The sequence below is a fragment of the Herminiimonas sp. CN genome (assembly GCF_000622895.1).
Classification (GTDB): domain Bacteria; phylum Pseudomonadota; class Gammaproteobacteria; order Burkholderiales; family Burkholderiaceae_D; genus AVCC01.
On sequence record NZ_AVCC01000101.1, the window covers coordinates 1 to 10,272 of the forward strand.

Consider the following 10,272-nt stretch of genomic DNA (forward strand, 5'->3'; position numbering starts at 1 on the left):
AACGAAAGGGAGGGGGGGGATTGTTATCTTTTGGGCGAAAAAAAGCCCCAGTAAATGGGACATTAAGTGTCAGCATACACCCCTTTGCCGCCTGTCGAGCATCATAAAAACGGACGTTAAACTTATGGCAAGAAGTGCGGGCTGAAGCAGGAAAAGCCTGCTGGGGAATCAATAAAGATGGGTTATGTATTTAGCATTCCGAACCAAAACATAGTCATCAATCCAATCGAGATGATGATGATGGCTGGTGCAATCCAGTTGCGAACTAAGCGGAATGGGAATTCACCCTTTTTAACACGATCCCACTCCTTTTTCAGAACATCAGGAGCATAACTAGCAGCTGCTTCAACTGCCAAAAGTGTTTCATTGGTCTCAGCTTTACGCTCTATTACGCGTTGTTGCGTATCCATTGCAACGTTCATTAGGCGAAACAGCTCAATGTGCTCCTTCTCCTTTGGATTCAAGCGAAGTTGGATCCGATACTTTGTTTCAGCAACTTGGTAACGAAGGTTGCTGACCATCTCGCCCGTAATTGCTAGGGGTGCGTCATCCTTGTTGTCCTTGCCAAAGAGTTGTAATTCTTGATGGGCTCGAGAGAACGCGCGAATAGTTGCAAAAAAAGTAGCCAGATCTTCTCTGAGCGCATCAATCCATGCTTGCCGAAACTCGGATGTTTTTTGTTCTTTCGTAAGGGTCAGATTGACGAAGGAGATTGCGCCAGCAATAAGCGCCGCAACGATAGTGGCCATTCCTGCTAAGGACGCTGTGGGTAGTTCACCGTGCATCTAAATACCTAACGTTTGATATGGGAGACGTGATCCGGCTTGCCGGGGCACGCCGTTTCGAGGGAAGGTTACTGCTTATAGATTATATGGTCAACAGTACTAAATTTTCGTGAAAAGCAGTAATTGACGAATTTTCGAAGGAGTGTAAATCAGAAGTTGTATCTATAACTGGCGTGACCGCTTTCATGTAAATTCGTGAACGCCCGCTCATGGTCGAATTCGGCATTTCACCTTTAATCCACTTTGCTTCGCTTTATCCGCCTCTTCACATCTCGCCAACGGCTATTCACCTGCGACGCAGGAAGCTTGCCTGCCTCAAACGCTTCGTTCTTGTTCACACCAAGGATGCCCTTGCGGTCCGGGATTGGCACTGTGTCCAGAAATTCAACAACAGTTTGCTTGCCGGCCTTGTCCGCATCCGTCACTTCATCCCGGTACACGATCACCTCGAAGCTCAGGGTATTGACATGGGCCGGCAGCGGGCTTCTGCCATGTGGATAGACCCCGGCGCCAAGACCGAACAGGTTTGCGCGGGCGTGCATGTCGCAAATGTCGACGCGCGGGTGCCGGGGCGACAGCATGAACTGGGTACCGATTGAATCGTCGTCGGCGGCGGCGCTTTTCTGGTATGCCTTGGTATGGGAGCGGTTGATCTCGGTGCGCATCACGCGCATCGCATTGTCCAGCGGTGCGCCGCGCCCGGTCATCAGCCCTTCTTCGACCGAATCGGCGATATTGCCTGCGGTGGCTGCATTTTTGGCCAGATCGATATCCGCAGGCGGCCGGATGCCCCGCGCCAGAAAATCCCGCGCCGCCTGCGCCGCACCTTCGCCGCGCACTACGGCATTTTGCACTGCCTGGCTCACTATTTCATTAGCATGGCGGTCGATGCGCCAGATCCTGTCGCTCAGCTTGAGTTTGTCCGCACCCACATGGCCGCGCACGAACTGCACCGCCTCGGCGCGGATGCTATCCAGCTGGGCCGCGTTCACGGTCGGCGTGAAGGGCGTCACGCCAATGGTCGCGGCCTGGTCGATGCCCTGCAGCAGCGCGGCATTCCGGGCGCTGGCCAGATTGCCCAGCCGCGCCTGGATCTGCAGCAGCAGTGCGGGCAGGGCGGCGGTGGAGACCACGCCCGCAGCACCGGCCATAGCGGCGATCATTTGCCGGATGTCCTGCACCGCGTCGTCATACTGTTTTTCCAGGTCGGCCAATGCCTGCGCATCGAGCTCGCGCAGCGCCTTGCGTCCTTTGGCCGAGGCGGCGATCACGGCCTGCTGTTTGGGTGTCAGTGCCATTAGCGGTGCGTGATGCTGGTGGCGGACTGGCCCTTGCGGCCGTTACCGGGGGTGATCTTGACCTGCGGCGCTTTGGGTTCCGGCGTCACCTCATCATCCGGGTACGGGTTCACCGTATTCGCCTGATGCTCCAGCATCTCGTTGATATAGGCCGGGTCGTAGCCCAGTTCCTGCCAGATCAGGTTTTTCGGCATGCCCAGCGCCTGCAACTTCAGCGCCCGGTCGGCGGCCTGATTCGGCGTTTCTGTCCTGCGCTCCGCATAGCAAATCATGAAATCCGCTTCGAGCGGGTTGATGCCCTTCAGCAGCAGGTCGATATGGAAGGCCTGCTGATAGCCATAGGCCAGCGTGTCCTGCAGTACATCAATTTCATCGTAATAATCGCGCTTCAGGTCTTCCAGAATGTCGCGGTTCAGTCCATCGGTGTACCCGGCCAGACCTTTCGGCATCGGCGAGCCGGAAAAGAAGCAGTCCAGCAGCAGCGCGATATCGGCCACATGGTCCAGATTGGCGTCGCCCTGGATTGGATTCACCGAACCTTTCTTATTCGAAAAATAATCGGTGGTGATTTCGCCCTGCTTGTTGATCACCTTGGCTTCATAGGATTCCAGCTCCGGCGCGCTCGCGCCCTCCAGCGTATGCGACAGCCGCAGCGGCGCCCGCACCCGGCGCCGGATCACCAGATCCTCCTCGGTCATGCGCAGTTTCTGCCAGGTGGTGCGGTTGGCGTCCAGAAACGGCCGGCCCAGCGCGCCCATGTCGTCGAAATTGTCCGGATCGAATCTGACCAGGTGCAGCTGCCAGAGTGCGAACTTGGCTTTAGGCTTGCCGGTCACCAGGTCATGCTGCCAGTACGCCTCGGCCACATCCTTGAACTGGCCGCCGTCATTGACGTTCGGTACGATGGTCTCGGACGGCATCCGCACCAGGCCGCAGACGTTGTCGCGATCGTCAACGATGATCTGCAGCGGCAGATTGCCCTCCATCACCAGCCCGCGCGCATCGGATTTTAGTTTTTCATGCCGGTCCAGTTGGCAGCGCCGGCGGAAGTCTTCCCACGCCTGCGACACCGCTTCGTCCGGCTTGGCCAGCTGCATCACCAGCCCACCCTTGATGATGTCGCGCGCCACCCGGCTGTGGATCATCTTGACCCGGCCGTCGAGCTTGTCCATCTCGCGGATGCCCGTGATCGCTTCGCGCACTTCCGGATCGACGTAAAACTGCCGGTACAGCTCCCGGTACCGGGCATCCTCGCGCAGCCTGGTGCCGGTCTCCGAGCTGGTTTTCTGCGGGGCATTCGGCAGCAGGGAGCGCAGCATGCCGCCCAGTTTGCTAATGAGCATCATCTTTGACTTTCGTAATGGTGACGGAGCGCCAGCCGTCGATCATGCCCAGCGCGTGCAGATCCTTGATCATCGGCAGCAGCTCCGGCATTTCTTCCTTGACGGTGGCGATGGTCTGCTTGATGCGCGCATGCTCGGCCTCGCTCAACGGCGGCAGCGGTTTTGGTGCGGCAGCCGGGGCGGCCGGCTTGGGCCTGACCGATACCGCCGCATTTGCCTTGTACTGATGTTCATCGGCCATAACCTGCTCCTAATAATTGTGCGCGGCTCTGGGTGCGGCCGCTGATGATGGTCGGCACATGGTCGGCGCCGCGCGTGGTCAGGGCCCAGACCCCGGCGCAGGCGGCGTCGAAAAAGTCGTCGCCGATCTTGATGTCAACTTGCCGATAGCTCGGGTAACTGCCGCTGCGGTTGGCCACCTGCTTGATGTTGCCGAGCTGCTTGATAAAGCTCTGCCACTCGCGGTCATCGTCGGCTGCGCTCTCTTCGTCGAACGGCGCGATCGCACCCTGCCGGTTATGCAGCACAGCGCGCAGGCTGGATGCCATGCCGTGCTTTGTCATGCCCTCGAAGCGGATCGGCGCGAAAGCCCATTCCTGCCAGGTGCTGGCATTGCTGTCGCCGTCGCCGATTGCGCGCCGGTCGAGGTGCGTCAAGCCTTCGGAGTACAGGTCATCGTTAACCGAGGTCAGCATGCCGACCCCGTAGGCATCGCCCAGCGCGTATTCCGGACGGAAATAGCGCCAGAATTCCACCAGGTCGCGGCGCACCACGTTGTCATCGGTGCCGGGCAGCCACGATTTGACGAATGGGAAGAAAACGAAATTGCCCAGCTGCTCGCACACCACCAATGCCGACTTGGAAGCGGTCAGGCTCTCGCCGTGGCCGGTATGATCGTAGCCGAACGAGATGATGCCGCGCTTTTTGTAGCGTTCACCGGGCAACGGGCCGGCCGCTTCCAGCCGCGCCTGCAGCCCGATCGACATCGCCAGCCGGATGTATTTCTCCCATATATGGTTCTGCGCCTGGACGTTTTTGCACAGGTATTGCCGGATGTACTCGCCGCTCGGCATTTCGTTGCGCTTTTGCGCGATGTATTCCTGATCCAGAATCCCCAGCTCCAGCGCCAGATAGACATTCACCACCGGCAGCACATGGTAAGCGCCGGAATCGATCAGGCCCGACAGCGTGTCGGCGCCCTTGAACACCCCGGTAATGCGGATCTGCGGCTTGAATGTCGTGCCCTCCGGAGCGCCCAGCCGCTGGGTGCCGGCCAGCATCGGGAACAGCCGCGAATACAGCCGTTCGACCGGCATATCGTCGATCTCTTCCAGCGACGCATACGACAGGCCGTCACCGTCGATCTGCGACATGATCCCGTAGGCCTGCGCCCGGCTCTTGTTGTAAAACTGGTATTTGGTGTCGGACTTCTGCACCCGGCCGCTCTTGTAGCCCATGTAGCCGGACAGGATCGGCGAGCGGTCGATCGCCTCGATGTGGTATTTCAGGTTCGCCTGCGACTGCTGCTGGCGTGGAGAGAAGATGCCCAGCTCCTGGTGCGGGTTGCAGGCATTGTTTTTCAGTGCGTGCAACTCCTTGGCCGATGTTTTGCGGCCGCGCCGGCAGGAATAATCCACCGTATTCGGGTGCAGATCCATCTCGATGCACTTCAGCACCTGCATCGGGTCCAGATCCACGCCATGCACATGCTTGTGCCACAGCGCATGGTCATCCTTGTAACGCAGGATCTCGACCTCGGCGCGGCTGGCCACCTTCAGCCGCTGAGTGGAAGAGACGCGCTCCCCGCTCATTGCTCGCTCACGTCAGTGGCATCGACATCGATGACTTCGCCCACTGCGCCATTCTCCCGCCCGAACTCCACCAATACAGGATCGGCCGAGGTCAGCTTGTTGGAACGCATCACCTTGTCCGACAGGTTTTTCAGCGCGGCGATCTGCTGCCGGCGGTATTCGTCGTCCGAAATCAGCGGCACCACGTTGCGCGATACCTGGCCGGGCAGCATATCCTCGGCCTCGATCACCTTGTTGGTCATCCCCATGTCGGCCAGCGACATATTGTTCTTGGTCAGCAGCTCCGACATCGCTTTCAATAACGGATGCGCGGACACTTCCATGATGGTGCGCTTCTCGCCCAGCTCATCGGTATAGGTCGCCAGGCTCAGTTTCCCGCTTTCATCGAAATGGAACTCCGGCCGGGTCAGTTTCACGCCGTCGGCGATGATCGTCATGATGATCTGCTGCAGGATCGAGAAGATCGCCGCCTGCATGTCCGCATACATGCCGGTCAGCATGCCCGGCTTGCGCTGCTCGAAAGCGGCGTGATGCAGCATGAAATTCTGCGTCTGCTTGACGCAGCACGGCTGCTGCGAACAGTAATAGCGATCGACGTCGCAGGTCGCGCACAATGCATAACCGTCCGGCTTGGCAGGGAAATACGTCGCTACTTTGGCCGACGCGCCGTGCTTCATCGCGTTGAAGCGCGTCCGCAAACTCTCTTCCTTGGTCGGATGCCCGACCAGATTTTCCGCACTGGCGGCCTTGCCCTCGTCGGAAGTCGGCCCGGTCGCCTTCTGCCAGGCCTTGAGCAACGAGCGCTCCCAATGCGCCTGGCCGCACTCGGCATCGCAATCCGGACAGAACGCAAAATAGCGCCACGGATGCACCGCATCCTCAGGATCCGCATCCACCCGCGCCGGCTCGGCCTTGAACGCGCCGTGCCGGCCGCAGCGGAACGTGACCTCTTTCAACTGCGAGCGATGATCTTTTTTAATGGACACAAGAGAGGAGGGCGCACAAGTTGAGATTCGCCCATCTTGCCGCCATCGTCCATACAAAAGGAGGGGGTGAGTTGTTAGGCAGCGCAAGCAAAATCACGGCTTGCGCTGCTATGAACGATGTCCCATTCGTTAAGCATTTTCAGTTGTTCGCAAATATCGAACAACTGAAAATTGCGCTGTCCTGCGCAATGCTTTAACGGTAAGCGGCCAGCTCAAGCGGCGGCGGCACATCCGCTTTGGTCAGTGCGGTAGACGCCAGAAACATTAAATCGTACAGAGCATCGGCAGCAACATCGCGACGGCGCTGCGTCATTGCACTCAGGCAGGGTGCTGCCTTCAGCTTCGCGTCATAGGCAAACCATGCTTCCAGCAATGCATCGGTTTCAGGGCGGGGAAAGATGGCGCGGGCGCGCGGCAGTGTGGCGTTAGACATGGTTGCTCCTACGTGAGACTTTGGGAAGTCCGCCAATTCGTTCTTACGCGAATTGGTGGGCGCGAGTGGTAAGAACTCGTACGTAGCCGAGCGAACGGTATTCCCCTTGCGGGTCTTGTATTCCCGTTCCACCGCGCCCATGGACAGTAAACCATATGGACGTAAAAAATGCATCTGTCTGTCGGGGATGCATTCCGCTACGATTCGTGTTCTTACACACTTAAGCGAAACATACCCTCCGTATTTGAAGCTGTCAAGCTTCGTTTTTCGTCACTCAGGATTGTCTTCAATAACCAGTGGACTATCCTTATGCGAGATGATGATCATATGCGCGAATTTGAGATTTTCATGAGTTATTCTTTTGTTCCCAACGATTTTCATGCTGCTACCAATACCGTTAAGAGTGTTCTTCAACCACTCATAACAGCCTTCGCCACAATCTGGCACCGCTATCTTAAACCCGCTCCCAAGAACGCCTAAATCAACGACTGCTTTTTTTGTGTCTGGATAGTTGTTAGGGAACATATACGAAATTCGATCCAAGTCATTCTTTTGCCCAATTAGATTCATCATCACAGCGCCATTTCTGGATTCAAAAGAATACCTTGGCGTTTTGTCAGACAAAGCCCCTACCTTCTGTAGCGTCATCTCATCTTCAATGTCGGCTGTTACCTGTGCGTATGTCACTCCGAGCGTAGGTCGCGCGTCGGCTACAGAAGTGGTCGCAGACGGAGGATAAAACCCGGCGGGGACTGGCGCTGAAGCTTTGTCGCCGGCAGGCACCACACTCGACGCTACCTTTTCTTGCTCGTTCTTCCCGCAAGCCGTCAGAAAAATGAGCATCAGCCCGCAAATAATCAGTCGCATCCCATCTCCCTGTCCACATAAAAAAAGCCCCGTATAGCGAGGCTCTCGGAAACATCATAATAAACCATGTTTGCTTGACGGAAACCTTTCAGGCTTCGCTTTACTGGTGTAATATTCTCTTGGCTCGACTGCTAGGCCGCACGCAGCGAGGAAAGTCTATCTGGAAGTTTTACGCAGAGCTCAATGGTTCGCAGTAAGACCTGTTCGGGGAGCCAGAACAATATAGGCCGGTAGATTTTTAATCTACCGGCCTTTTTTATTTGGTGCGCCCAGCATGGGCGCACTCTTGCGGGTGAAAGTCCCGCCGTGAGCTGACCACAGCGAACGAAGTGAAGCGCAACTGCGGAAGGGCGACCAATCGTGGGGAGGAAGCGTGGAGCGAAACTGCGAGCCGATGAACAAGAATCGGATAGAAGGCGCTGTCGATCAGGGCGAGCGGGCCAGAAACCGCGAAGCTCTTGTGGTCAATGAAAGGCGGCGTAGATCCGGCGGTTGTGCAGGGAAGGAGTGCGTTCTTACCTGGGGAGATCTCGTCTTGCGCTTGAAAGGGCGACGGCGCAAGCCGGAGCGAGAAGTCAGCAGCGGCCATAGTAGTCGGAGGTTGGGTCGGGAAGGCCGAAACCGCCGACGAAGGGCCAAAGGAGCGGGAGGGTAAGTCTGCCTGACCATCCGAGATGGATATGCTTCAGATGCCCGGATACGGGGCTCGTTACGCAACGCGCAACAGGTGAAGCCTGAAGTGCGGTGACAGCGAAGAACCAGATCGGCCGGGTCGGGACCAGATAAACCCAGGCGTCATGTTCGGGTATAGGCATGCCGACCTCAACCGTTTCAACCGCCCGGTGCGGACCCGCATGCCGGGTGGTGTGGGAGGGGACCGGCCAAAAGGCCGCCCCTATCCCGATTGCTTCGTGCTGAGTGCAAATTAACTTGGCTTCGATTCTTACTGAGGGTCAACTTAATTTCCGCTTGGTGATTTGCCATGGCTGACAACAAAGAAGGATTTTTTGATGCGTCCAGTATTAACCGCTTTCGGCAGAGCACTCCTGTCGCAGTTGCACTACCGGATGCTGCTACTGACGATCCTGCCGTTTTTGCTGTCGCTAGTGATCTGGGGCGTGGCATTGTGGCAAGGCCTGCAGCCATTGATCGATTGGCTGCAGGAGTACTTTCTTGCAAATGACGGCTTCCGGATTTCCGGCAATGTTCTGGCGCTGCTGGGTTTGGGGGCATTGAAGACGGTGCTGGTGCCGTTGATTGCCATGTGGCTATTGCTGCCCCTGATGATTTTGACCGCCTTGTTGTGCATCGGCCTGATTGCGATGCCGATTATAGTCAGGCATGTCGGCCAGCGCCATTTTCCCGGGCTGGAAGCGCGCAAGGGCGGCTCGTTCTGGGGCAGTCTGTGGATGTCGGCTTCCTCGTTCCTGATCTTCGTGCTGTTGTGGCTGATGACCTTGCCGCTGTCGCTGGTACCGCCGCTGGGCCTTATCGTTCTGACGGCATTGTGGGGCTGGCTGACATATCGGGTGATGGCTTACGATGCGCTGGCCGATTATGCCGATGCCGCGGAGCGGCGCGCGATTTTGCGCATCCATCGTTGGCCGTTGCTGGTGATCGGCGCGGCGAGCGGTGCGCTGGGCGCGGCCCCGACCTTGCTGTGGCTGGGCGGCGCATTGTCGGTAATTTTTTTTCCGCTGCTGGCCGCAGCATCGATCTGGCTGTACGTGCTGGTGTTCGTGTTCACCGGCTTGTGGTTCCAGTATTATTGCCTTGCGGCGCTGCAAAAATACCGGGCGGCAGATATTGCAGGCAGCCAGTCGCCGCACATAATACCCAAGAGCATCGACTGACGCTGCTTCTTCCATCCTATACAAGAGACTCAATACCATGGCTATCGGACTCATTATCATCGGCGACGAAATCCTGTCAGGCAAGCGGGCCGACAAGCATTTTTCCAGAGTGGTCGAGTTGCTGTCGGCGCGCGAATTGCAACTGGGTTGGGCCGAATATATCGGCGACCAGCGTGCGCGCATCACCGCTACCTTGTGCCGCACGTTTGCCGGCGGCGACATCGTGTTCTGCTGCGGCGGCATCGGCGCCACACCCGACGACCATACCCGCCAGTGCGCGGCTGCCGCACTGGGCCTGCCGCTGGCCTTGCATCCGGAGGCGAAAGCGAAGATTCAGGAGCGCATCACGGAGATGGCGGTCGAGGCTGGCGTTGCTCCGGATCTGGACTCGCCGGAGAATTTGCATCGCCTGAAAATGGGTGAATTTCCGCAGGGCGCCAGGATCATTCCGAATCCGTACAATAAGATTCCCGGATTTTCGTTTGACCGGCATCATTTCGTTCCCGGATTTCCGGTGATGGCCGGGCCGATGATCGAGTCGGTGCTGGATGCCGAATACGCGCATTTGTTCCATCGGGAAGCGCGGCTGGAGAAATCGGTGCTGGTGTTTGACGCGGTGGAATCGCACCTGACGCCGCTGATGGAGGCAATCGAAGCGGAATTCGCGCTGATCAAGATATTCAGCCTGCCCAGCGTTGGCGATGCCCAGACCCGCCGCCATATCGAGCTTGGCGTCAAGGGCGAGCCGGCGCAGGTCGAGGCCGCATTTGCGAAGATGCTGGACGGTCTTAAGTCGCTGGGCGCCAATCTGTCGCAGAACAGCTAACCGCTGATTTTGCGCATTTTCAATATTCACTGGAGTATATTTCATATCCGCAATAAAAATATGCGGAATA

At 57.5% G+C, this 10,272-nt stretch carries 10 protein-coding genes; 2 read left to right on the forward strand and 8 right to left on the reverse strand.

Features of this window, described 5'->3' with window-relative positions; all coding sequences use genetic code 11:
- Positions 1-182: 182 nt before the first annotated feature.
- The 8 genes from HMCN_RS0115670 to HMCN_RS0115710 form a co-directional block, all read right to left on the reverse strand.
- Positions 183-749 (reverse strand): hypothetical protein, encoded by a 567-nt coding sequence (locus HMCN_RS0115670; RefSeq protein WP_238552207.1) that lies wholly within the window; start codon positions 747-749, stop codon positions 183-185.
- 269 nt (positions 750-1,018) lie between these two features.
- On the reverse strand, positions 1,019-2,083 hold the full coding sequence (locus tag HMCN_RS0115675) for a hypothetical protein (protein ID WP_025918267.1): 1,065 nt from the start codon (positions 2,081-2,083) through the stop codon (positions 1,019-1,021).
- Complete coding sequence (locus tag HMCN_RS0115680) at positions 2,083-3,429, reverse strand: hypothetical protein (protein ID WP_155837603.1); 1,347 nt, start codon at positions 3,427-3,429, stop codon at positions 2,083-2,085. The genes HMCN_RS0115675 and HMCN_RS0115680 overlap by 1 nt, the downstream gene beginning before the upstream one ends.
- Positions 3,416-3,667 (reverse strand): hypothetical protein, encoded by a 252-nt coding sequence (locus tag HMCN_RS0115685; RefSeq protein ID WP_025918269.1) that lies wholly within the window; start codon positions 3,665-3,667, stop codon positions 3,416-3,418. Before HMCN_RS0115685 ends, HMCN_RS0115680 begins: the two co-directional genes overlap by 14 nt.
- Complete coding sequence (locus tag HMCN_RS0115690) at positions 3,657-5,237, reverse strand: hypothetical protein (RefSeq protein WP_025918270.1); 1,581 nt, start codon at positions 5,235-5,237, stop codon at positions 3,657-3,659. The genes HMCN_RS0115685 and HMCN_RS0115690 overlap by 11 nt, the downstream gene beginning before the upstream one ends.
- The gene (locus tag HMCN_RS0115695) at positions 5,234-6,223 is read right to left on the reverse strand and encodes a hypothetical protein (protein ID WP_025918271.1); all 990 of its coding nucleotides are present in this window, start codon (positions 6,221-6,223) and stop codon (positions 5,234-5,236) included. Before HMCN_RS0115695 ends, HMCN_RS0115690 begins: the two co-directional genes overlap by 4 nt.
- A 193-nt stretch (positions 6,224-6,416) precedes the next feature.
- Positions 6,417-6,656: a hypothetical protein gene (locus HMCN_RS0115705; protein WP_025918272.1), complete on the reverse strand. Its 240-nt coding sequence runs from the start codon at positions 6,654-6,656 to the stop codon at positions 6,417-6,419.
- A 270-nt stretch (positions 6,657-6,926) separates the two neighbouring features.
- A complete protein-coding gene (locus HMCN_RS0115710) occupies positions 6,927-7,523 on the reverse strand; it encodes a hypothetical protein (protein ID WP_025918273.1) in 597 nt (198 codons plus the stop codon).
- A 1,010-nt stretch (positions 7,524-8,533) separates the two neighbouring features.
- On the opposite strand from HMCN_RS0115710, the gene HMCN_RS0115720 reads away from it, so the two are divergent.
- Both HMCN_RS0115720 and HMCN_RS0115725 read left to right on the forward strand, forming a co-directional pair.
- Positions 8,534-9,376, forward strand: coding sequence for an EI24 domain-containing protein (locus tag HMCN_RS0115720; protein ID WP_025918275.1), 843 nt, complete (start codon positions 8,534-8,536; stop codon positions 9,374-9,376).
- Between the two features lie 37 nt (positions 9,377-9,413).
- The gene (locus HMCN_RS0115725) at positions 9,414-10,202 is read left to right on the forward strand and encodes a molybdopterin-binding protein (protein WP_025918276.1); all 789 of its coding nucleotides are present in this window, start codon (positions 9,414-9,416) and stop codon (positions 10,200-10,202) included.
- Positions 10,203-10,272 lie beyond the last annotated feature (70 nt).